General features: G+C 46.8%; 25 protein-coding genes and 1 riboswitch. Of the genes, 16 read left to right on the top strand and 9 right to left on the bottom strand.

What is annotated here, in order from left to right:
* Positions 1–9 precede the first annotated feature (9 nt).
* The 9 genes from pseI to ACOBQJ_RS07210 all read right to left on the bottom strand — a co-directional run bounded on the left by pseI (position 10) and on the right by ACOBQJ_RS07210 (position 7,416).
* Complete coding sequence (gene pseI / locus ACOBQJ_RS07250; RefSeq protein ID WP_421071072.1) at positions 10–1,062, bottom strand: pseudaminic acid synthase; 1,053 nt, start codon at positions 1,060–1,062, stop codon at positions 10–12.
* On the bottom strand, positions 1,059–1,622 hold the full coding sequence (gene pseH / locus ACOBQJ_RS07245) for a UDP-4-amino-4,6-dideoxy-N-acetyl-beta-L-altrosamine N-acetyltransferase (RefSeq protein WP_421071071.1): 564 nt from the start codon (positions 1,620–1,622) through the stop codon (positions 1,059–1,061). Before pseH ends, pseI begins: the two co-directional genes overlap by 4 nt.
* Positions 1,609–2,721, bottom strand: a complete 1,113-nt coding sequence (gene pseG / locus ACOBQJ_RS07240; protein ID WP_421071070.1) for a UDP-2,4-diacetamido-2,4,6-trideoxy-beta-L-altropyranose hydrolase — start codon at positions 2,719–2,721, stop codon at positions 1,609–1,611. Before pseG ends, pseH begins: the two co-directional genes overlap by 14 nt.
* 42 nt (positions 2,722–2,763) lie before the next feature.
* Positions 2,764–3,498 carry a cytidylyltransferase domain-containing protein gene (locus ACOBQJ_RS07235; RefSeq protein ID WP_421071069.1) on the bottom strand — a complete coding sequence of 245 codons (735 nt, stop codon included), beginning with the start codon at positions 3,496–3,498 and terminating at the stop codon, positions 2,764–2,766.
* Between the two features lie 19 nt (positions 3,499–3,517).
* Positions 3,518–3,874 carry a hypothetical protein gene (locus ACOBQJ_RS07230; protein ID WP_421071068.1) on the bottom strand — a complete coding sequence of 119 codons (357 nt, stop codon included), beginning with the start codon at positions 3,872–3,874 and terminating at the stop codon, positions 3,518–3,520.
* Complete coding sequence (locus tag ACOBQJ_RS07225) at positions 3,864–5,609, bottom strand: motility associated factor glycosyltransferase family protein (RefSeq protein WP_421071067.1); 1,746 nt, start codon at positions 5,607–5,609, stop codon at positions 3,864–3,866. Before ACOBQJ_RS07225 ends, ACOBQJ_RS07230 begins: the two co-directional genes overlap by 11 nt.
* Before the next feature lie 90 nt (positions 5,610–5,699).
* On the bottom strand, positions 5,700–6,521 hold the full coding sequence (hag, locus tag ACOBQJ_RS07220; protein WP_421071066.1) for a flagellin Hag: 822 nt from the start codon (positions 6,519–6,521) through the stop codon (positions 5,700–5,702).
* 226 nt (positions 6,522–6,747) lie between these two features.
* The gene (csrA, locus tag ACOBQJ_RS07215) at positions 6,748–6,990 is read right to left on the bottom strand and encodes a carbon storage regulator CsrA (RefSeq protein WP_421071065.1); all 243 of its coding nucleotides are present in this window, start codon (positions 6,988–6,990) and stop codon (positions 6,748–6,750) included.
* The gene (locus ACOBQJ_RS07210) at positions 6,991–7,416 is read right to left on the bottom strand and encodes a flagellar assembly protein FliW (RefSeq protein ID WP_421071064.1); all 426 of its coding nucleotides are present in this window, start codon (positions 7,414–7,416) and stop codon (positions 6,991–6,993) included.
* Between the two features lie 531 nt (positions 7,417–7,947).
* Between ACOBQJ_RS07210 and ACOBQJ_RS07205 the strand changes: the two genes are divergently transcribed.
* The 16 genes from ACOBQJ_RS07205 to ACOBQJ_RS07130 all read left to right on the top strand — a co-directional run bounded on the left by ACOBQJ_RS07205 (position 7,948) and on the right by ACOBQJ_RS07130 (position 21,170).
* Positions 7,948–9,039 carry a hypothetical protein gene (locus tag ACOBQJ_RS07205; RefSeq protein ID WP_421071063.1) on the top strand — a complete coding sequence of 364 codons (1,092 nt, stop codon included), beginning with the start codon at positions 7,948–7,950 and terminating at the stop codon, positions 9,037–9,039.
* 57 nt (positions 9,040–9,096) lie between these two features.
* The gene (gene fliD, locus ACOBQJ_RS07200; protein ID WP_421071062.1) at positions 9,097–10,593 is read left to right on the top strand and encodes a flagellar filament capping protein FliD; all 1,497 of its coding nucleotides are present in this window, start codon (positions 9,097–9,099) and stop codon (positions 10,591–10,593) included.
* A gap of 24 nt (positions 10,594–10,617) precedes the next feature.
* Positions 10,618–11,010: a flagellar export chaperone FliS gene (gene fliS / locus ACOBQJ_RS07195; RefSeq protein ID WP_421071061.1), complete on the top strand. Its 393-nt coding sequence runs from the start codon at positions 10,618–10,620 to the stop codon at positions 11,008–11,010.
* 25 nt (positions 11,011–11,035) lie between these two features.
* Positions 11,036–11,500: a flagellar export chaperone FlgN gene (gene flgN / locus ACOBQJ_RS07190; RefSeq protein WP_421071060.1), complete on the top strand. Its 465-nt coding sequence runs from the start codon at positions 11,036–11,038 to the stop codon at positions 11,498–11,500.
* A gap of 15 nt (positions 11,501–11,515) precedes the next feature.
* Positions 11,516–11,884 (top strand): flagellar protein FlaG, encoded by a 369-nt coding sequence (locus ACOBQJ_RS07185; RefSeq protein WP_421071059.1) that lies wholly within the window; start codon positions 11,516–11,518, stop codon positions 11,882–11,884.
* A 283-nt stretch (positions 11,885–12,167) separates the two neighbouring features.
* Positions 12,168–12,275, top strand: a riboswitch (cyclic di-GMP riboswitch).
* A gap of 68 nt (positions 12,276–12,343) precedes the next feature.
* Positions 12,344–12,748 carry a flagellar basal body rod protein FlgB gene (gene flgB / locus ACOBQJ_RS07180; protein ID WP_421071058.1) on the top strand — a complete coding sequence of 135 codons (405 nt, stop codon included), beginning with the start codon at positions 12,344–12,346 and terminating at the stop codon, positions 12,746–12,748.
* Between the two features lie 2 nt (positions 12,749–12,750).
* Entirely contained in the window at positions 12,751–13,191 is a 441-nt protein-coding gene (gene flgC / locus ACOBQJ_RS07175) for a flagellar basal body rod protein FlgC (RefSeq protein ID WP_421071057.1), read from the top strand.
* Positions 13,192–13,287: 96 nt separating this feature from the next.
* The gene (gene fliE, locus ACOBQJ_RS07170; protein WP_421071056.1) at positions 13,288–13,584 is read left to right on the top strand and encodes a flagellar hook-basal body complex protein FliE; all 297 of its coding nucleotides are present in this window, start codon (positions 13,288–13,290) and stop codon (positions 13,582–13,584) included.
* A gap of 12 nt (positions 13,585–13,596) precedes the next feature.
* Complete coding sequence (gene fliF, locus ACOBQJ_RS07165) at positions 13,597–15,123, top strand: flagellar basal-body MS-ring/collar protein FliF (protein WP_421071055.1); 1,527 nt, start codon at positions 13,597–13,599, stop codon at positions 15,121–15,123.
* Positions 15,124–15,135: 12 nt separating this feature from the next.
* A complete protein-coding gene (gene fliG / locus ACOBQJ_RS07160; RefSeq protein WP_421071054.1) occupies positions 15,136–16,146 on the top strand; it encodes a flagellar motor switch protein FliG in 1,011 nt (336 codons plus the stop codon).
* Positions 16,130–16,882: a FliH/SctL family protein gene (locus ACOBQJ_RS07155; RefSeq protein ID WP_421071053.1), complete on the top strand. Its 753-nt coding sequence runs from the start codon at positions 16,130–16,132 to the stop codon at positions 16,880–16,882. The genes fliG and ACOBQJ_RS07155 overlap by 17 nt, the downstream gene beginning before the upstream one ends.
* Positions 16,883–16,955: 73 nt before the next feature.
* Complete coding sequence (gene fliI / locus ACOBQJ_RS07150; RefSeq protein WP_421071176.1) at positions 16,956–18,311, top strand: flagellar protein export ATPase FliI; 1,356 nt, start codon at positions 16,956–16,958, stop codon at positions 18,309–18,311.
* Complete coding sequence (gene fliJ / locus ACOBQJ_RS07145) at positions 18,298–18,735, top strand: flagellar export protein FliJ (RefSeq protein WP_421071175.1); 438 nt, start codon at positions 18,298–18,300, stop codon at positions 18,733–18,735. The genes fliI and fliJ overlap by 14 nt, the downstream gene beginning before the upstream one ends.
* 82 nt (positions 18,736–18,817) lie before the next feature.
* Positions 18,818–20,212: a flagellar hook-length control protein FliK gene (locus ACOBQJ_RS07140; RefSeq protein WP_421071052.1), complete on the top strand. Its 1,395-nt coding sequence runs from the start codon at positions 18,818–18,820 to the stop codon at positions 20,210–20,212.
* A 16-nt stretch (positions 20,213–20,228) separates the two neighbouring features.
* Complete coding sequence (locus ACOBQJ_RS07135) at positions 20,229–20,744, top strand: flagellar hook capping FlgD N-terminal domain-containing protein (RefSeq protein ID WP_421071051.1); 516 nt, start codon at positions 20,229–20,231, stop codon at positions 20,742–20,744.
* Positions 20,745–20,777: 33 nt separating this feature from the next.
* Positions 20,778–21,170 carry a TIGR02530 family flagellar biosynthesis protein gene (locus tag ACOBQJ_RS07130; RefSeq protein WP_421071050.1) on the top strand — a complete coding sequence of 131 codons (393 nt, stop codon included), beginning with the start codon at positions 20,778–20,780 and terminating at the stop codon, positions 21,168–21,170.
* Positions 21,171–21,172: the final 2 nt, after the last annotated feature.

The raw sequence follows: 21,172 nt of genomic DNA, 5'->3' as shown, positions 1-21,172 counted from the left end.
GTTACCCCTTTAGTTTAATATGTCCCAGCTGACCGGCGTGCCTTTTTTTACATCCTGTTTAACTCTTTTTCCAAGGAGGATCTCATAGTATTTGGGCGGCAGGCCAAAGCCGGGTCTGATTGCTCTAATATTTTTATCGGTTAAAACGTCCCCGGCCTTTATATCCTGGACAACATATAATGAGCGGCGAAACTTTAAAGAAGCCTTTTCTTTTTCAGTCGGGCCGTAACAGACTTTCCCAAGCGCCTGCCAGGCTTTTTCGCATTCGGTGACAAGCGAACGCATTTCTTCCGGTTCCAGGGAAAAAGCCGAGTCAACTCCGCCACCCGCGCGTGAAAGGGTAAAATGTTTTTCAATAACAGACACTCCAAGGGCGATACTGGCGACCGCCACTCCGATGCCAAGGGTATGGTCTGAAAGGCCCACCTGGCATTTGAAAAGATCACGCATATGGGGAATGGTAAGGATGTTGGAGTTTTCAGGCGAAGCCGGATAACTGCTGGTGCATTTAAGCAGCACCAAATCACTGCAGCCGGCTTCCCGGGCCGTGCGGACAGCCTCGTCGAGCTCAGCTATAGTGGCCATGCCGGTGGATATAATCATGGGCTTACCTGTTGATGCCACTCTGCGAATAAGGGGAAGGTCTATATTTTCAAAAGATGCGATCTTGTAGCAGGGGACATCGAGTGACTCCAAAAATTCAACCGCTGTCTCGTCAAAGGGTGTGCTGAAACAAACGATCCCCAGTTCCCGGCAGCGGTCAAAAATGGGCTTGTGCCACTCCCAGGGGGTATGTGCCTGCTGATACAGGTTATATAAGGATTCACCCTTCCACAGGTTATTTGAATCACTTATATAAAAATCGCCGTGGGTTATATCCAGAGTCATGGTATCAGCAGTATAGGTTTGGATTTTCAGGGCGTGTGCTCCGGCTTTTGCAGCCGCTTCAACAATTTCCAGGGCACGTTCTAAACTCTGGTTGTGATTGCCGGACATCTCCGCAATGATAAAAGGATAGCTGCCCGGACCTATTTTTTTCCCTTTAATGTTTATTTCTTTCATAATTTCTCCCCGCTGCCAAAACAATGCTCTTCCAACCTGCTTTTCAACTTCAGCCAGTTTTTATTTAAAATAGCCATGGATATAATGTCTTCATATCTACCGTTTTTAAATATGTGTTCAACAAAGCGGCCTTCCTCAACAAAACCAAGTTTCTTATGGTACTTGATGCTCTGCAAATTGAATGCGAGTGCTTCCCCATAAAGTTTATGAATACCGATAACTTCAAAAATATATTCCAGCGCTAAATATCCCATCGCCATGCCGCTCCCGCGAGGAACGTCCGTTTCTCCCAAATAAAAACCCCAGTGGCACCGGCTGTTACACTTGTCTATCTGAGTAAAGTTCACTAATCCGCTCGGGTTTTCTTGATATTGAAAGATCATACAAATGGTGTTTTCATCTTTACTGGTTTTTTTGAACCACTGCCGGTGCTCATCCATGGTAATAATCCTGTCTGTATACATGCTGGCGCGGATGCGCTCGGAATTGCGCCATACAAGCACCTTTGCCAGATCAGCTTCGACCAACGATCTGAGACTATAATTCTCACGTCCTGGCATCGAATTCCTCCATTATGGCCTTTATTAAGGCGTTTTGACTGCCTGATGTCTTGCCTCCCATCAGCTCCATCGATTTTTGCCCCATTTCTTTTAAAGCAATGGGGTTGTCTATAGCCTTTTTAACAGTTTCAGCCAGTCTCTCCGCACTGACATCGCTGCTGCGCCCAAGGTTCCATACTGCGCCCGCCGCGGCGGCGGATGCCGTTGTTCCAGCCTGGTTTTGGGCAACAATCAACGTAATTGTGGGCAGTCCGAGAAAGCAGCGCTCCCATGTTGTTGAACCGCCGGCGCCAATTGCCAGGTCTGCATTTGCCATTAGTGAAGCCATATTATTAACATGACAGAAATAATTAACTTTTGGTAATAAAGTGCAAAACTGTTTTATATCTTCTTTATACGGGTTGGCATTGCCTACAACCGCGTCCACGGTAATATCCGCAAGGTCGAGTAAGCGGACGGCCTCCAGTGCCTTGGCAGTTTCATTGGTGGGATCACTGCCTCCGAAAAAAATAAAGATACGCCGTACTTTACCATCGCGTTTCCTCTGTTTTTTTCTCGCCTCGTTGAATTCCTTGCGCAGAAGTGCGTGTTTGGGACCAAGAAACGTTTGGCAGGAATCTGGTACCAGGCCGTTATAGCGGGACTGGATGTTATCGTATAAATTTTGATCAAGCAGCAGATCACAGTCATGGGGCCGGTCTGCCAGGTCGTCGATAACCATTATTTTTTTTACATAAGGGCGTATCTGTGACTCCCACTGTCTGTCAAGGTCGTAATTATCAACAATGAGCCAGTCTGCAGGATAATCTTTTTTCAAAATTACTTCGGTTTCCATAGCATCAACCTGCCAGCTTACGCCGGTGTTATGAGTGCTTCGGGTGTATTCAGTTTCTGAATTTAATAATTGCCCATGTCCGGGTAAACGGTGAACCACATACCCCTTTTGCTCAACAAACTCGCAGATATTGCCCGGCAGCAGGCGGCAGATAAATGAAATACCGGCGCTGTTTTCACACAGCTCGTCAGCAAGAGTTAAGCAGCGCATCATGTGGCCGGTACCCATGTCAACAGATGAATCAACGCGAAAAACAACTTTCATTATTTGCTCCATAATATTGAATAATAAAAATGCGCCGGATTGTTAAAGAATATGTTTCTGTTCAACAAGAGAGTTGATCAAGAACCAGTCGGGATTTTTCTCGAAGAGTTTTAATATGTCATCCAATATGTAATTTGGATTTTGGGGATATAGCGCTTCGATAATCCTCTTTATTAACTCATAATCTTCCATGGTGTCCACTGTCCAGCGATGACGGCTTTCATCGTATTCGCACAGTACATTAGCCAGTTTATAACGTCCCGGATTTTTGTATATAAAAGGTGTGACATGCTCCCGATCAGCGGGCGCCGTGGCCTCAAAAAATATTTCTTTGAGGACATTTACGGAAAAAACTTCAGTATCCATGCCGCGGGGAAAACTTCTCTTCAGGGTATTGGACACATAGTTATAAAGTGGCAGGTGGACGTTATAATAATTTATAATTTTGTCAACCACCCCGGGATCAATGACAGGACAGTCGGAGGTTAAGCGTACCACGGTATCAGCTCTATAAGCCATGGCAGCTCCATAATAACGTGCCAGCACATCATCTTCGGAGCCGCGAAAATAGGGGACATTGAGGCTTGTACACAGATCAATTAAAGGCTGGTCAGTCTCATTGGTTGTGGTGGCGATAACCAATTCATCAGCCAGCTTAACGTTGCGCAGGCGCTCAATTTGGTAGCTTAAAAGGGGTTTGCCCAGGACTGGTTTTAAAACTTTGCCCGGCAGCCTGGTTGAAGTCATGCGGGCCTGGACAATAATAACAGTTTTCATTTAAAGCTCCTGTTTTTACTCAATTATATGATTCGGGCAGTTTATGTAAAAAAGCCTCCATTACCGGAAGAATCTCGTATTCCAGCAGGTCTCCCACTAAAATAAAATCTTTGTTTTCAAAAGCTTCAACTACTTCATTTAATTTAAGATTTATTTCACCGATGTTATAATCCTGAAGCCCGGTTTTCGCCATGACACTAACAACCCAATGCAGACCCTCGATCATATTGAGCAAAAGGTTTGACCCTTCATTTATTTGTCCTGACTGGTAATGTCCCGCACATTTTTTTATAGCGGGAATTAATTTATACAGGTAATCACTTAAAGTCACCGACAGGTCATCTGTTTCATTAATTAACTTATTATTAGGACACATATTTTTCCTCCGGTTTGTTCAAATTTTTTTCAATAATAGCGATTGCTTCATCTAATTTTTTGTTTATCTCTTCATATAATTTTTTTGTTCTATTTATAATTTTCCGTCCTCTGACAGCCTCGGTGTCGTCCTTGTTAATCACAAATTCCCTGCTGCCCAGGACTACCTGGGTGACCGGGTAAAGGATAAAGTTTACAAATCCTGATTTTACAAAAACCTCTTTCATTTTATCGTCTATTTTATCCAGTTTCCTGTTAATCCTTTTTATTTCCTTCCCCAAACCGTGATCAAAGGCTCTGGAAAGCTTATCAGCCAGCTTAACTCCTTCCCGGCATTCGCTTTTTATATTTGTTAATTCTTCCAGGACGTCTAGTATTTTCTGGGTTATCTTGTAGTTATCATCTATTAAACTTGAGGTACAACAATAATGCTCTATACCACTGCCTGAATATTTAGCTAAGGCTTCTGCCAGTGGCATAACTGTTGTTCCCCTGATATCAGCACCGCCTTCTGTGGAATTGATGTATTGGCGGCCTGGATGCATCCTAATCAAATTTTCCATTGTTTTCCTGAACATATCAAATACTATGTCGGTCTTAACTTTATTTCCATAAATATCGTCAACATAAAGAACTCTTTTACCGTCTATTTTATTATCTTCATTTTTAGCCAGCACATTTTCGGCGTGCATCTTATCATCCGGAAAAGCAAAATCCTGCCCGATAAAGAGCACTTTGTCGCAGCCCAGATGCATGGCCAGGCCGAAGCTGGTGTGAGCCACTGAGCCACCCAGGTTAAGTCTCACTTTAGTAGTCTGAATAAAGTCACCGGCAAAATAATTGGCGGTGAAGTATATTTTAGGGCCTTTATACTTTTCTGCAACGTCAGGGTTTGATCCCTCGTAAAACACAAGAGGGGTACTGCAGTCAAGGTTCTCGCCCAGAAGCCGCATGTTTATTTCCCCCGGATCAACCACACAAACAAAATGAGGTTTAACCCCGATATCAATTAAAGTTTTTAATGTCCTGCCGCCGGCAATAATTATAAATTTATCCTGTGCTTCTTTCAACAGGTGGATATTCTTTTTTAATGAGGGTCCGGCGGAAACAATAATTGCCGGTTTGTTCCGGTATTTATCCTTAAGCTCATCCACCGGTATGCTCGTGCTCATAATTCTAATATTTCTCAAGAAAGAATCAAACCACATTTTTGAAAATACAAGATTTGTATTCCTGTTGATACTTAAGTGTCTTAAAAAATCCTTGAATTGACTGATAAAATCCAAGAAATGATCGGGATAGACCTGATCGTAGTTAGCATAATAAGAAAAAATTATACCGGAAAGCTGGTAATCGGAAATATGGCGGCAAAAAATTGTTTCCAGAACTTGCTCCTTTTTGAAATTATATATTATAAACCTGCCGTCGTTGATTATGGACTTGGCAATCTCTAAATTTTGAAAAAGATTAATTATATTATAGTCGGGCTCAAAAACTACAACTTTATTTTTATCTCCTAATTTCTTTGACAATTCGTATAAATGCTCTCCACAAGCAAGCCCAAATATTATAATTACATCTTCACTGCCAATATCACCAGTTGAATCCAGAAAGAGCTGGATATCCCTGCCGGTATTGTATCTGCTTCCAAGGTAAACTGACCTTTCTTTTTCAGTGATATGTAAAACATTTTTACCGTCTCTGCTTTGAACAACTTCGTAATTTTTATTACACATGCACATCACCCGCTTTAATATGCTTGATAAAATAAAGAGGCCGAAGGGCCTCTTTATTATTATCATCATCTTTAATTTTTCCTAAAAGTATTATTGTAAGAGTTGCAGCACGTTCTGTGGCTGCTGGTTTGCCTGCGCCAGCATCGCTGTGGCAGCCTGCTGCAGGATGCTGTTCTTGGTATACGACATCATTTCCTTGGCCATATCAACGTCCCTGATCCGTGACTCGGCGGCGGACAGGTTTTCGGAAGAAGTGCCAAGGTTATTGATGGTGTGCTCAAGCCTGTTTTGAACGGCGCCGAGATTGGACCTTGCAGAGGAAACTGTATTGATGGCATCGTCGATTGTAGTAATCATAGCCGAGGCTTCTGAAGCAGTTGTAGCCGAAACAATCGTTACGGTGTCAAGGGTTAAATCAGAAGCTCCCATTGCGGATATTGTCAGGGAAATGGTTTGCCCGCTATTGGCGCCGATCTGGAATAAAAGACCGGTGGCTGACCCGTTTAAGAGCTTCTTAGTGTTGAATTCGGTTTGACTTGCAATCCTGTCGATCTCGCTCTTTAACTGGGTAATCTCTTCACCGATTTGCACCCTGTCCTCGCCGGTATTGGTGTCGCTTGAAGCCTGGACCGCAAGTTCTCTCATTCTCTGCAGGATGGAGTGAGTTTCGTTCAGCGCGCCTTCAGCGGTTTGGATCAGAGATATGGCGTCCTGAGAGTTTCTGGTAGCCTGATCAAGGCCCCTGATCTGCCCCCTCATCTTCTCGGATATCGCCAGTCCTGCCGCGTCGTCTCCGGCGCGGTTGATGCGCAGACCGGATGACAGTTTTTCAAGTGATTTTGCCGAGGCAGTGTTGTTGGTGCTCAACTGCCGGTAGGTGTTTAGCGCTGAAATGTTGTGGTTAATAATCATGGATTTTCTTCCTCCTTGAATTTTCTAACCGCCTTCCCTGGCGGTCAATTTTATTTTAGGGCACGTGTTCCGCCGGCCGAACGGAGCATCGCTCCCTGCAATATATATCGGCAGGCGCTGAAGAAAGTTTAGGGGGTAATGAAAATTTTCGACTTTTGGCTACCCCTTGAGCGAGGCCCTCATTTAGAAAAGTTTTTATTCAAGGAGGGTTAACTTTAGAGCATTATTATTTTTTCGGTTCTCCATTTGGTGGTGACATGGCTTTTATCTCGGCCAACAAGTTCCTGGAAGCCAGTGCCTCCCGGTTTTCCTTTTGAATAGCCTGGTAGATTTCGCTCCTGTACACGGCTATCTCCGCAGGCGCTTCAATGCCGATGCGTATGGTATCACCGTTTACTTCTTTAACAATTATGGTGATGTTGTCGCCTATATTTATTGACTGCCCTTTTTTTCTAGTTAGTACCAGCATTTATTTAACCTCCCCGGCAGCTTGATCAACGGGCTGTGGCAGGGGGTGGCGGATGCTGTAACGTTTATCGTTCAGTACTACCTGGCGTGCCGCGCCGGTAGCAGTGTTCAGCATCAGCGGTGCTAAGAGGTTGATAGTAGCTTTTTTCAAACCCTGGCTGGCGTTGACAATGCAGAAGACAGCTATTTGCTGATCGGCCTTTTTGATGTCCAGAGCTTCGGATTCCTCCGCGGTCAGGTCGAATTCATAATCCGGGAAGAAAGCGAAGGGGTTGATCAGGACAAAACCAACATCCTGTTCCTGTAGTGAATGAAGGAAAAAGAAAGGCGATTCTTCCGAAAGAGCGATCAGGGCGTAACGGTTCAGCTCCAACGGCAGGCCAGGCAGACCGGCCGGGAAAGTGAAAATGTTTTTCTCATGGTCCATGGCGAAAACCTCCATAAGTGTTAATAAAAATGATTTCCTGGTAAAACCGCACTTTTAGACCATTATAAGCCACCTCATTTTTTAAATCAATGCGGCCCTCTTAAGAGGACCATGGTCTAATACGCGTTTATAAGACATGTCGTTATTATCAATATAAAACTTAACTGTTATTTTCAATTACAGTAGATGAGAGGATTAATCATTGGCAGTGTAAAAACTGCCTGGAAACTAATAATGTTTTAATTGGCGCAGTGTTCAGGAAGCAGTCACAAGGAGGGAAAACAATATAATAAAGGAAGAAAAATTTTAGAGCCGTGTAAAGTCACTTATCTAACGGTGACTGTCATATCACAAATAATACCTGCATTAATGAGGTTAAAAGCAGTTATTCTCTGATGAAATAAAGGATTTAATAAAAACAGGACTTTTGTCCGATGAAAAAATTTTTTTTACTGCCGATATTTAGTTAAAACCCAAAGAAAAAGATAAAAGGAAGGGATTCTTGTGATAGTCTCAAATTCGTCCGTTCATATGACTGGCGCCAGCGTCATGTATAAGAGTTATACAAGAGAAGAGTCTTTAAAATATTGGACAGGAAATGAAAGGCCTGACTTTGAGGGGCAGGGGCAGCTGGTTGGAAACACTGGAAACGAACAGACGGATACTGTCGAGTTGTCCGATCAGGCCAAGGAGTTTTTAGCTAAGATGTCAGAGCAGTCCAATGACATTTCAGCTCAAGGGAAGGCCTTTTCAGGAGTTACTGAGACCGACAATTCGTTATCGTTTGAGCTCTCCGAGGAAGACAAACAGAAAATCATGGTTGTGCAAAAAATGATCGAAGCTCTGACCGGCAAGAAAATAAAGTTTCGTATGATGGTGAAGCTGAAAATAAACGAAGGAAATTCACCTGCAGCCGGCCAGGCTTCAGTGAGCAGCACTCCAGCGCAGGGGCGGCAGGGCTGGGGCCTGGAATATAACTACCACGAATCATATTATGAACAGGAAAAGATGTCTTTTGCGGCTCAGGGTATTGTCAGGACAGCTGACGGCCGGGAGATAGACTTTTCAGTTAACTTAAAAATGAGCCATGAATTTGCCAGCCGTTTGGATATTAATATAAGGGCCGGAGACGCGGCTATAGACCCGCTGGTAATAAATCTTAACGGGAACGCGCCTGAGCTGACTGACACCAAGTACAGTTTTGATATAGATTGTGACGGTCTGGAAGATCAAATATCCTTTGTGGGGCCGGACAGCGGTTTCCTGGCCCTGGATATCAACGAGGACGGCCAGATCAATAACGGCGGCGAGCTTTTCGGTCCTGGCAGCGGTGATGGCTTTGCTGAGCTGGCGCAGTATGACGAGGACGGCAACGGTTGGATTGATGAAGCCGACTCCATATACAGCAGGCTTCGCATCTGGACGAAGGATTCGGAGGGGAAGGACGTTCTGTTTGCCCTGGGGCAGAAGGGTGTCGGAGCTATATTTCTGGGCAGCACAGGCACGCCGTTTGAAATAAAAGACGAGGAGAACAACCTGGACGGTGTGGTGAGAAATTCCGGAGTTTTCCTTTACGAAAGCGGCCTGGCCGGAACGGTCCAGCAAATTGACCTGGCCGTTTAAGCTTTAAAATAATTATTCTTCATTTGTAAACATTTTTTCATGAAAGGAAGGAAAGAGATGTCGATCAGCGGAGTCAACAGGTATTTTGGCCTGTCAGGATCGGGTCTTGATATTGACTCAATTGTTTCTGATTTAATGAAGGTCCAGCGCTTAAAACAGGACAAAATTAAGCAGAATAAAACCCTCACTGAATGGAAGAGAAGCGATTACCGGGAAGTTAATAACGCGATGCGCACCCTGCGCGATAGTGTTTTCTCGATGAAGCTCCAGAGAACTTTCCAGGCTAAAGACGCTTCTTCCTCCAATGAAGGAATAGTGAAGGTGAGCGCCTCCAATAATGCGCTGGCCGGCGGCAATACGGTCAAGGTCACCGCCCTGGCCGGCAACGCCAGGTTGAACAGCAGCGCTGAGGTGACTTTTAATTCAAGCGGGACAAATCTACAGGAGCAGTTAGGCCTGGCAAGCACCGACCCGATAGTGTTTACTGTTAACGGCAGCGCGGAGATAAGCATTGATCCAAGCACTGACACAATTAACAGTATGGTCGGAAAAATTAATAATGCCGACGCGGGGATTACCGCATTTTATGATGAAACGCTGAACCGTATGTTTATCTCATCCAATGAAACAGGCGCCGAGGCGGCAATTGATTTTGAGAATGTTTCCAACGCCAGTGAATTGTTTGGAGCCTTAAATTTGGGAGCCGATCCTTTTGCCGCGGTCTACGGGAATGACGCCGCCTTTGAGCTGAACGGTACGGCGTTGACCCAGTCGAGCAACCAGTTTACCATAGCCGGGGTCAGCTATACCCTGACCGGCACGTCGACCACCGAGACGGCATATGTCAATATATCCAGCGACACTGACGGGATTTATGAGTCCATTAAAACATTTGTGGAACTTTACAATACAACCATAGAGGAAATCAATAGCAAAATAACGGAAGACAGGGACAAAAACTACCGGCCTCTGACCGATGATGAGCGGGAGGAATTAACAGACGATCAGGAAGAAGATTGGGAAGAGATTGCAAAAACCGGCCTGCTGCGGAATGACCTTATTGTAAGCGGTATCCTTACCGACATGCGCAGCGCTCTCGGTTCCATTGTCTCAGGAGTAGACTCAGACTACAGCACTCTGGCCAGTATAGGCATAACCACCGGTGATTACACTGAAAGAGGGAAACTGTACATAGATGAGGATAAGCTGATGGAAGCAATTGGCGATAATCCCGAAGCTGTGATGGACCTCTTTACCAATGCTTCTGATGTTGACAGCGAAGAAGGGCTGGCGGTAAGGCTGTATGATGATTTAAACAATGGAATAGATAAGCTCATCAGCAAGGCCGGTTCCGACAGTTCCTTCAGTGCGGTGGACAACAGTTACCTGGGGAAAGAAATAGATGAGTATGAAGAACAGATTACTATCTGGGATGACCGGCTGGAGAAGATTGAAGAACGGTATTACACGCAGTTCTCCGCACTGGAGACCGCTTTAAGTAGAATGAACCAGCAAAGTTCATGGCTTTATGGTATGCTCAGCAGTGGTTCATAGCAAAAAACACAGTGGAGGGCCAACATGTATAATTGCAACCCATATCAACAGTACAAGCAGAATTCCGTTATCAGCGCGGGTAAAGGTGAACTGACCCTGATTCTGTATGACGGTGCGGTAAAATTTATAAAACAGGGTATCAAGCACCTCGAGGAAGGAAAAATCCAGGATGTCCATAATGCAATTTTAAAAGCTCAGGAAATTATTACTCATCTAAGTGAAACACTGAATATGGAATATGAAATATCAGGCAACCTTTCCTCACTGTATGAATATATCAACCGGCGTTTATTTGAAGCAAATATGAAAAAGGACAAGTATATCCTGGGCGAGGCGCTGGGGTTAGTTGTAGACCTGCGTGATACCTGGCGGGAAGCAGTAAAGATTGCAAAACCGCTAATAGCGTGCGGTCAGTAAGTAAACAGGAGGATATTCAAACAAATTGCTTAAAAAAATTTATGAACTAAAAAAGCAGAAGATAAAGCTGATGGAAGAAATATACAAAACTACTTTGGAACAGTCTCAATATCTGATTCCGGAAAAAATCGATGATCTCTTAGTAATAATTGATAAGAAACAGGAATTTATAAATACTATAAATGAGATCAATGCCGAACTTCTGCCACTGGAAGAAAATGTCTCAAACAGTACTGAAAAATCAGGAGGGGAGGAAGCGAATAAAATATATGAGGAAAATTTGGAAGTGATCCGCATACTAGGTGAAAGAGCGAAATTACTTGCGGTAAAAATCCGCAAGCTGGAGGACCAAAACCTCAAGATGGTAAGTGGTGAGTTTGAAAGTTTAAAAGGAAAGATCAAATCTCTAAATCAAAGAAAAGGATCGGTCCAAGCTTATCGTGGCACTCCTGTCCAAAGGGATGGTTGTTTTATAGATAATAGAAAATAACAGGTGGTGATATAGGTGAGTATCTTGAGTCTTGATAAAAGCTTCACACCAATACAGCAGGATATGAAATTAAAACCTCTGCCAGAAGAAAAAGAATCCATACCTGATGCTAAGAAAGAAAATGTATCATCCCTGGCTCAGCAGGAAGCAGGAGATGATCTTGAAAAGAAGTTGGAAGAAGCGATAGGACAGATTAATAATACTATAGGGGCCTACAGAACAGAGTTGAAGTTTGCGATTCACAAGGAAAGCGGGCAAGTTTCGGTGAAAGTTATAGATAAGAGAGATAATTCTGTGATCCGGGAAATACCTTCCGAACGCGCCTTGAAATTCGCGGCCCATGTGAAAAAATTGCTGGGTGTCATATTCGATGAGTTTATATAAATTGCTTCTATAACCCAAAATTTTTTAAAACTTAAGATAAATATTTAGCGCGACATATATATGATTAATAAAAAAGTAAGCATGTTAATTATAAAAATAACCGAGCCCTATAATTAGGCTTGGTTTTTACTGTTAAAGAGACTTCTTAATAAAATTAAAATTTAAGTCAAATATTTTTGAAAAAATTTCACAAAAAATCTTTTTTGTTGCAGGATTATAGTATTTATTGTAGAATGAATTTACTGAAAATAAGGAAATATGTACCTTTATAATTAAATATTTCTGTCGGAAAGGGCAAACTTCCCGAAAGGGAGGGGCGCAAAGCTACGGGCCTAAAGCCAATATTTTAATTTTTAATTGATTGATTGGCCAGGGCGGCTGAGTTGCCGGGATTGAGTAATAAAACCAAGCCCTTTCTATATGGCTTGGTTTTACAATTTATTTGACAGGGGTGATTATATGGAATTGTTCTCCAGCCAGGTGTTTGTAGGTTTAAAGAAGGGACTTGACGCGGAGTCCCTGCGGCAGAGGGTTATTGCAAACAACATAGCCAACGTTAATACGCCTAATTTCAAGAAATCGACGATAAATTTTGAAAGCATACTCAAAAAAGCCCTGGGGCGGGATTCCATCAATTTAATCACCTCGGATCCCAGGCATTACGGGGCGGCGCCCCGCCTGGCTGAACTGAGGCCGGAGATACAGATCAACAGGACTACATCAATGCGTAAGGACGGTAACAATGTTGACATTGACGAGGAAATGACTAACCTTGCCGCAAACAGTATTGAATACCAGGCCACAGCCAGAGAGCTGAGTGAACGCATCTCACTGCTGAGCTACGTTATAACCGGAGGTAGGTAAAAATGGGTGTATTTGATTCTTTTTCAATAAGCGCTTCCGGACTGACGGCTGAAAAGCTCAGGCTGGACATAACGGCTAACAACATAGCTAACATGAACAGCGCGGGCAGGCCCAATGACCCGGCCAATCCTCCCTACAGCAGGAAAGTCCCGATCTTTGCCCAGATGCTGGAACAGGCGGGGGGAAGCGGTGTCCTGCGTTTCAGGTATAAGGGGGCGGGGGTTCATGTGACAAAGATCGTAGAGGACCAAAACGAGCCGCGCATGGTCTACGAACCTACCCATCCCTATGCTGACGAAAAAGGTTACGTTGCTTATCCTAACATTAACATAGTGAATGAAATGGTTAACATGATTTCCGCCACCAGGGCCTATGAGGCAAATGTCACCGCTTTGAACGCAGCGAAAGATATCGCCTTAAAAGCATTGGAAATCGGGCGGTAGAAGCCACGTGTCAGGGAACCGTGTCAAGGGGACGGTTCTCTTGACACGCTTTTGTCGTTAAATGGAGGGGTGTCCCCAATTAAGGAGGTTTGTTAAATGGAGATATCTTTGATTGGTCAGAATTTCCCGCTTCTGCCCGAGAAGTCCGGTGATAACCAGGGGGCGGGCGGGGAAGGTTCTTTTTCAGAAGTATTAAGCAGCGCTTTAAAGAGACTAAATGATACACAGGTGAAAGCTGACAATCTTTCTCTCGAGCTCCTGACCGGTGAAGTCCAGGATATCCACCAGGTTACCATCGCCATGCAGGAAGCTAAATTATCCATGCAGCTGGCTGTGGAAGTGAGAAATAAGGTCATCGAGGCTTACCAGGAAATTTCAAGAATGCAGGTATAGAGGTGGTTTGAATTGACCCCGGCTGAACTCCTGGCCAGGTTAAAAGAAAGATGGCAGGCTCTTACCCAAACTCAAAAAATAATTGCCACCCTGGTCACAGTAGGGATTGTTGTTTCATTATTTTTTATTGTACAACTGGCGCTCAGACCTGCCTATGCTCCCCTGCTAACAGGGCTGGATCCCAAAGACGCCGGGGCTATTGTAGAAGAGCTTAAATCCATGAAGGTCCCGTACGAGATTGCCGATCAGGGCAAAACAATCAAGGTTCCTGAAGCCCAGGTGTATGAGACGAGGATACAGCTGGCGAGCAGTGGAGCGCTCGGCGGGGGGATGGGTTTCGAGCTTTTTGACCAGAGCAAGTTCGGCCAGACTGATTTTGAGCAGCAGGTGGGATACCAGAGGGCGCTCCAGGAGGAATTGAGAAGGACTCTTGTCCAGATTGAGGGTGTTGAGCAGGCCAGGGTGCACCTGGTAATACCTCAAAAAAGCGTTTTTGTAAACACTGACCAGGGCAACGCCTCAGCTTCAGTTGCTCTAAAGCTTAAACCGGCCGTCCGCTTAAAGGATGAACAGGTCCAGGGCGTCTGCGACATTTTAGTCGGCAGCCTGGAAGGGCTGAAGCCGGAAAATGTACATATTATCGATACGGAAGGCAATGTCTTAAGCGATAACCTGAATACAAGCGATCCTAAAGCAGTTATGACCAGGACTGCGCAAGATCAGCAAAAAGCCCAGAGAGAATATGAAAAAGAGCTGGAAAGAAGGGTGCAGCAGATGCTCGCCCGGATTTTAGGCCAGGATAAAGCTGTAGCAATGGTTACCGCTGACCTGGACTTTAACCAACAGCAAACAACCAGCACGACCTCAACCAACCCGCAAAACCTGAAACTCAGCGAACATAGTATTAAGGAAAGCGGATCAGGAAGCGAGACCGGGGGGGCGCCCGGCACAGATTCCAATGTAACGACCACCCCTTTTATGGAGGGAAGCGGTTCAAGTAGTTACACCAAGGAAGAAATTGAAACCAACTACCAGGTCAGCACCGTTCAGGAAACTATAGTTAACGCCCCGGGGAGTGTGCGCCGCCTGTCCGCGTCCGTGGTGGTCAGTGAAGCTGACGGCCCTGTGGACACTCAGAAAGTTAAAGACGTGGTTGCCGCGGCTATAGGTTTCGACCAGAGCCGGGGAGATCAGATAAACGTCTCCAATATGGTCTTTGACGACACTTACCAGAAAAAAGTCGAGGACGAGATGACGCAGGCTGAAACAGCGGCCAAGTTAAGAGAGAATATTATTACCTACGCCACCATCGGCGGCATTATTTTGGCTGTAATCCTGGTTGTAGTAGGATTCATAGCTATGCGGCGGCGCATAGCGCAGCGGGTTGACGACGATGAACAACCGCTGATTCCGCTTAAAGAGATGGAAGTGGAAGAAGTCCCTGTTTATAGGGACGACAAACAGCAAAAGGTCAGGGATATGGCGAAAGAAAAGCCGGAAGACATAGCTGAGCTTTTGAAAGTCTGGATAAAGGAATAGGGAGGGATGACAATGCAGCTGACAAAGCTTACAGGGGTCCAAAAAGCGGCAATACTCTTGATTGCATTGGGTTCCGACCTGTCTTCCCGGGTGCTGAAGATCGATTTTAATCAAAATGATATAGAGCAGATCACCCACGAAATTTCCAACATGATCAAAATCCCGGTCGAGGTGAGAAACGCGGTAATCGACGAGTTTATGGAACTGCAGCGGGCGCGGGATTACCTGTCGCACGGCGGTTTAAACTACGCGAAAGAGGTCCTGGAAAAGGCTGTCGGCCACCAGAAGGCCACAGAGATACTGAATAAGCTCACTATCGATATGAAAGCGATCCCGTTCAGTTCCCTGCGCAAGACTGATGCCAAGCAGATCTATAACTTTATCAGGGAAGAGCACCCCCAGACTATTGCTTTGATCCTTGCCCACCTTACACCCGAACAGGCGGCAACTATTCTCGGAATGCTGCCGCCTGAGCTGCAGAGTGAAATTTCCAGGCGCATAGCTATTATTGACCGCTTCACTCCTGACATTGTCCGCGATGTGGAAACATTGCTGGAGCGGAAGCTTTCATCGGTGGTACAGCAGGACCAGACCGTTGTGGGCGGAGTGCAGTCACTGGTCGACATACTTAACCGGGTCGGCCGGAGCGCGGAGAAAGTTATACTGGAAGGTCTGGAGAGAGAGGACCCGGTGCTGGCGGAAGAAGTTAAAAGGCGCATGTTTGTATTTGAGGACCTGATCCAACTGCCGGATAACTTTATCCAGAGGGTACTCAAGGAGGTTAATTCAAAGGATTTGACGCTTGCAATGCGGGGCGCCAATGAGGAAGTCAACGCCAGGATTTATAAGAATATGTCCAAGCGCGCGGCTGAAATGATTAAAGAGGAAATTGAATTTATGGGACCGGTGCGCCTGAAAGAAGTTGAAAAGGCGCAGCAGAAAGTAGTAACTATTATCCGCAAACTGGATGAGAGTGGAGAAATAGTAATATCGCGAGGTGGCGAGGATGTCATCATCGTTTAAAATAATCAAGAGCGCGGATGTACATGAGGAAATCACGCAGGTACTGCCCTTAAAAGCGCTGGAACAACTGTCCAAGATAAAGAGTGAAGTCAATGTGACTACCAACGCCGGTGAAAATCTTCAGGTCTGGGCGCTGGCCCAGGCGGAGGAAACGGTCAAACGGGCAGGGGACACGGCGGACGAAATTATATACCAGGCCCAACTCGACAGCGAGCGGATTAAAAAGCAGGCCCACCGTGACGGTTTCCAGCAGGGAAGCCGGGAAGGCTACGATAAGGGTTATAGGGAAGGAATGGCGAAAGCGGAAGAAGAGGCTTCCGCCATCAGGTCCCAAGCCGCCGATGTGCTGGCCCAGGCGGAAAAGTACCGCCGCAGCACAATGGAATCTCTTGAGGGGGAGATCATAGAACTTGCCCGTGATATCGCCGAAAGGCTGATTTCGGCTCAGCTGACCCTGGACAGGGAAGTGGTTTTAAGTGTCGCGGCTGAATCACTGCGCCTGGTTGCTGACAGGCTTAACGTGGTTTTATATGTAAATCCCGATGAACTGGTACTGGTCGAAAGAAGGATGGGCGAATTGAAAAGCCTTCTCCCCGCCAGGGGGCAGTTTCAGGTTGTTTCTGACAGCGCCGTCCAGTTGGGAGGCTGCAGGGTTGAAACCGAACAGGGGACGGTGGACGCCACCATGGAAACAAGGCGCGAGGCCCTGCTCAAAGCTCTTTACGGCAAAGATTAAAATTTTGTTTAAATATTTAATTTTAAAGTCTCAATAATATTAATAAATTTTACGAACTTTCTATTAAAAGGTGATGAATTTGGAGGGCGCCCTTATAGATCTTTCCCAGTGGCGTAACCGCCTGAAAAAGGCCAGGCTGCTCAAGGTCACCGGCCAGGTGTCGCGTGTGATCGGACTTACCGTGGAAGTGCACGGAATTAACGCGCCTATCGGTGAAGTTTGTGAGATTATGGTGCCGGGTGAGTCTGAGCCGATCCGGGCCGAGGTGGTTGGCTTTCGGGACGGCAGTTCACTGCTGATGCCCCTGGGTGAACTCAGGGGCATTTACCAGGGATGCGATGTTATTCCCACCGGTAAATCTTTTAATGTCATGGTCGGAGACAAGCTCCTCGGCAGGGTCTTGAACGGCCTGGGTGAGCCGATGGACGCCCATGGTCCTTTAGACGGTGATTTTGCAGAGTACCCTGTTAATAACCGCCCGCCGAACCCGCTTATGAGGAGGCGGATTACCGATGTAATGTCGACCGGGGTGCGCAGCGTCGATGCCCTTCTTACATGCGGCATGGGCCAGAGGATTGGCATTTTCGCGGGCAGCGGTGTGGGTAAAAGCACTCTGCTCGGAATGATTTCAAGATACAGCAGCGCTGATGTAAATGTTATCGGCCTGATTGGAGAGAGAGGGCGCGAGGTCCTGGACTTTATCGAAGAAGACCTCGGACCTGAGGGATTAGCCAGGTCTGTAGTGGTGGTGGCGACGTCGGAGCAGCCGGCCCTGGTGCGTTTGAAAGGCGCTTTTGTGGCGTGTGCGATTGCTGAGTACTTCCGTGACCAGGGCAAAGATGTGCTCCTGATGATGGACTCTGTGACCAGGTTTGCCATGGCCCAGCGTGAAGTAGGGCTGGCCATCGGAGAGCCGCCGGCCACCAAGGGGTACACCCCGTCGGTATTCGCGCTGCTGCCCAGGCTTCTGGAGCGGCCCGGCATGTCGCATAACGGTTCTATAACCGCTTTTTTTACAGTGCTGGTTGACGGCGATGATTTCAACGAACCGATTTCCGATGCGGTCAGGGGAATACTTGACGGGCATATAATACTGTCCCGTTCCCTGGCAGCGGCCAACCACTTTCCGGCGGTGGACATACTGAACAGCGTGAGCCGTCTGATGCCCGATATTACTGCGAAGGAACACCAGGAGATGGCCGGGAAGCTGCGTGACTTGCTGGCTGCCTACAAGCAGGCGGAAGACCTGATCAATATCGGCGCTTATGTGGGGGGGTCAAACCCGCGTGTTGACGAGGCTATTGCCTCATACCACAAGATAGTTGATTTCCTGAAACAGGACCTGCATGAGCACACTGATTACAGTCAGACATTGGAAATACTAAAAGCAATTGCAGGTAAAGGAGTGACCGGCAATAGCCAGGTTTAAATTTCATCTCGAGCCGGTCCTGCGGCAGCGCCAGGCAAAGGAAGAGGCGGCTGAGCAAGCTCTATACATGGCCCACAGCGAACACAACATGCGCCTGGCCGTCCTTGAGAATACAAAAAATCGCCTGGAGCAGTCACTGGCTGCCCATGAACGCGTTGGTATCGACGTTTTTGAGGAAATGCAACTTTCCTTTTACCGGGAATCACTGAGTGAGAAAATTATCACGCAGGCGGAAGACGTCGGCAAGGCGGCTGTGGCGGTGGAAGAGCGCCGCAAAAAGGCTGTTCAGGCCAGGCAGGACCGCCAGGTAATAGAAAAGCTCAAGGATAAACACCTTGACAATTACAGGCGCGCAGAAGAAGCAAGAGAGCAAAAATTAGTGGATGAAATGGCCCTGTACAGCCATTTTCGTGCTGGAAAATAGGACATCTTGCAGCCAGCAGCGCCAGTCGGGAAACCGGAGGGTGACCTCCCTTCCATAGAAAAACACTGAGAGGAGGTGAATTATGGAAATAACAATTGTTGGTGAAGCAGCTATTCCTGCAAAAGGAGGCGCAAAAGCTCCTGGAAGCCAGGCCGGCTCAGACGGTTTTGACATGGCCATGGCCGCTGTGATGGCACTGCTGATGCCAAATTCCGGCGACTCACCGCCCGCCCAAAACGTAATTGCAGAAGGAACCGTATACTCTGAAGATGTTGCCTTTCCGTCCGGGGAAAACATTAATTCGCAGAAGGCGGCAGGCATAGCGCCGCAACAGGGCTTTCCTCCCGGGGCGACGCCGGCAGTAGATGCTGTGGACGCAGCCCGGATTCAGGCGCAGGTTGTTAATGTTGAGGAAGTCCAACAGCCGCCGGGGCCAATGGTCCAGAACAATAAAAATCCTTCCCCTGTACCTGGTATCAGTGCTGAACCGGTGCTGAAGCAGTCGGAAAACTCTGAGACCCGTGAGAATCCTGTCATACCGGCCAGCCCGGCAAAAGGGCCGTTATCAATTGAAGCTGCCGGCAGGTCGCCGCTGTTTGCCGGAGCGGCAGAGCCAGGCGCCGGACAGGAAAAAACTGAAACCGTTCCGTCTGTGAAAAATATTAATATTAATGCAGAGGGAGATACTGTCTGGGCAGCACCTCCCGGTTTAGGAAGCAGCCCTGAAAAACCAGCCCCTGATAAAGCAGCCGCAGGTATGATAACACCTGGCTCAAACGCACAGGCCGCCGCAGCCAAAACAAACATTGCGGCTGAAAACGGACAGGAACGTGGTGCGTTTGAAGCTGCAAGGGCAGAGGGAAAAGTAAATGTTATGCCTGCGGGCACAATGGAAGCCGGCGGGGCAGCCCCGGCTGGAGAAGCTAAAAATGAAAGCGGAGGGTTCAATAATTCACCGGGTGACGCGTTCCAGCCGGATCCGGCGCAAATAAATGCCACGGGCAACCTGCCGGGATCCTCCAAAAACCTCAAGGCTGTGTCGCTGCCGGACCTGAAAGATGTGGTGGTCCGGGAAATTAAGCATATATACGAGACCCGCAGGGGTGAACCGACACAGATCCAGCTCCAACTAGAGCCGGAAAACCTGGGCAAGCTCACGATTAAGTTATCTTACAGCAACGGTGAACTGAACGCCCACTTTTATACCGGAAGCGACCATGTCAAGGAAATTTTGGAGGGCGCCATCGGGCAGCTGAGGGAGAGCCTCGGCCAGCAGGAGCTGACTTTGAACCAGGCATTTGTATTCGTGGGTGATGAAAACAGAGGCGGCGACGGCAGCCAGGCGGAATTTGGAAACAGGCAGCCTGAGTTTTTCCCGGACAAGCACTCCGGAGGTAATTTCCCGCAGTCAAAGATGGAGCCTGACAATTATTACAGGCTGGATAATGGTTTATCAGGTATAAATTATCTAATTTAAAAAAGAGGTGAATAAAATGCAGGTTAATTCAGCCACTGACGAGTACAGCCTGCCCAGCGGACAGGCCAGGGCGGTTACCAAATCGCTTGATAAAGAGGCTTTTTTAAGGCTTCTTGTGGAACAGTTAAAAAATCAAGACCCGATGAACCCCCAGGATACAAGTCAGTTTATCGCCCAGCTGGCCACGTTCAGCAGCCTGGAACAGCTGACCAACCTGAACGAAGGTGTGCAGCAGTTGAGGCACTGCCAGGACATGATGCAGGCGTCAACTTTAATAGGCAAACAGGTTGAAATCGAGTCAGAAGACGGAATGGTAACAGGAACGGTTGAAAAAGTGGTAGTTGGCTCTGACAATGTAAAAGTGTTTGTTGACGGTAATAGCTATGACATAGACAGTATAACCCTGATCGAAGCGGATGAGTCAGCGGGCGGCAGTTTGGAACAGCTCCAGCAGCTTGACGGTAAAACGTCTCAAGTGAACCTTAATTTAGAACAAATTATAACTCTTCTTGAACAACTGCTTGACAAGTAAGTGGATATAATTTATAGCCTGGGGTGGTGAGATATGCAGAAGGATATCAATTCAATATTACCAATAAGACCGCCGCTGCCGGACTCTAAAGCCGGGGGAAGGGCTTCAGTCGCTAAGGCAAACGAGGACGCCTTCCAAAAAGCGCTGCAGAAGGAGCTTGGTAAAAGCGGGGGGCTGAAATTTTCGGCACACGCGGAGAAGCGCCTGAAGGAACGCAACATAGTCCTGGCCGGCGAGGACCTGGCTAAAATAGACAGGGCCGTAAAGCAGGCCGAGGCCAAGGGGGCACGGGAATCGTTGATAATTTACGGCGACCTGGCGCTGGTAACCAGCGTGCGCAACAAAACAGTAGTGACCGCCATGGACGGTAAATCTTCGCAGGAACATGTTTTTACCAACATCGACAGCGCCGTAATAATTAAATAAGA

The organism is Pelotomaculum propionicicum, from assembly GCF_048984525.1.
Lineage (GTDB): Bacteria > Bacillota > Desulfotomaculia > Desulfotomaculales > Pelotomaculaceae > Syntrophopropionicum > Syntrophopropionicum propionicicum_A.
This window is presented reverse-complemented; position numbering and strand designations above follow the sequence as displayed.

What these genes read in the sequence shown, in the direction of transcription:
- pseI (WP_421071072.1), bottom strand. Translation starts at nt 1,062, where the DNA reads ATGAAAGAAATAAACATTAAAGGGAAAAAAATAGGTCCGGGCAGCTAT.
- pseH (WP_421071071.1), bottom strand. Translation starts at nt 1,622, where the DNA reads ATGCCAGGACGTGAGAATTATAGTCTCAGATCGTTGGTCGAAGCTGAT.
- pseG (WP_421071070.1), bottom strand. Translation starts at nt 2,721, where the DNA reads ATGAAAGTTGTTTTTCGCGTTGATTCATCTGTTGACATGGGTACCGGC.
- ACOBQJ_RS07235 (WP_421071069.1), bottom strand. Translation starts at nt 3,498, where the DNA reads ATGAAAACTGTTATTATTGTCCAGGCCCGCATGACTTCAACCAGGCTG.
- ACOBQJ_RS07230 (WP_421071068.1), bottom strand. Translation starts at nt 3,874, where the DNA reads ATGTGTCCTAATAATAAGTTAATTAATGAAACAGATGACCTGTCGGTG.
- ACOBQJ_RS07225 (WP_421071067.1), bottom strand. Translation starts at nt 5,609, where the DNA reads ATGTGTAATAAAAATTACGAAGTTGTTCAAAGCAGAGACGGTAAAAAT.
- hag (WP_421071066.1), bottom strand. Translation starts at nt 6,521, where the DNA reads ATGATTATTAACCACAACATTTCAGCGCTAAACACCTACCGGCAGTTG.
- csrA (WP_421071065.1), bottom strand. Translation starts at nt 6,990, where the DNA reads ATGCTGGTACTAACTAGAAAAAAAGGGCAGTCAATAAATATAGGCGAC.
- ACOBQJ_RS07210 (WP_421071064.1), bottom strand. Translation starts at nt 7,416, where the DNA reads ATGGACCATGAGAAAAACATTTTCACTTTCCCGGCCGGTCTGCCTGGC.
- ACOBQJ_RS07205 (WP_421071063.1), top strand. Translation starts at nt 7,948, where the DNA reads ATGACTGGCGCCAGCGTCATGTATAAGAGTTATACAAGAGAAGAGTCT.
- fliD (WP_421071062.1), top strand. Translation starts at nt 9,097, where the DNA reads ATGTCGATCAGCGGAGTCAACAGGTATTTTGGCCTGTCAGGATCGGGT.
- fliS (WP_421071061.1), top strand. Translation starts at nt 10,618, where the DNA reads ATGTATAATTGCAACCCATATCAACAGTACAAGCAGAATTCCGTTATC.
- flgB (WP_421071058.1), top strand. Translation starts at nt 12,344, where the DNA reads ATGGAATTGTTCTCCAGCCAGGTGTTTGTAGGTTTAAAGAAGGGACTT.
- flgC (WP_421071057.1), top strand. Translation starts at nt 12,751, where the DNA reads ATGGGTGTATTTGATTCTTTTTCAATAAGCGCTTCCGGACTGACGGCT.
- fliE (WP_421071056.1), top strand. Translation starts at nt 13,288, where the DNA reads ATGGAGATATCTTTGATTGGTCAGAATTTCCCGCTTCTGCCCGAGAAG.
- fliG (WP_421071054.1), top strand. Translation starts at nt 15,136, where the DNA reads ATGCAGCTGACAAAGCTTACAGGGGTCCAAAAAGCGGCAATACTCTTG.
- ACOBQJ_RS07155 (WP_421071053.1), top strand. Translation starts at nt 16,130, where the DNA reads ATGTCATCATCGTTTAAAATAATCAAGAGCGCGGATGTACATGAGGAA.
- fliI (WP_421071176.1), top strand. Translation starts at nt 16,956, where the DNA reads ATGAATTTGGAGGGCGCCCTTATAGATCTTTCCCAGTGGCGTAACCGC.
- ACOBQJ_RS07140 (WP_421071052.1), top strand. Translation starts at nt 18,818, where the DNA reads ATGGAAATAACAATTGTTGGTGAAGCAGCTATTCCTGCAAAAGGAGGC.
- ACOBQJ_RS07135 (WP_421071051.1), top strand. Translation starts at nt 20,229, where the DNA reads ATGCAGGTTAATTCAGCCACTGACGAGTACAGCCTGCCCAGCGGACAG.
- ACOBQJ_RS07130 (WP_421071050.1), top strand. Translation starts at nt 20,778, where the DNA reads ATGCAGAAGGATATCAATTCAATATTACCAATAAGACCGCCGCTGCCG.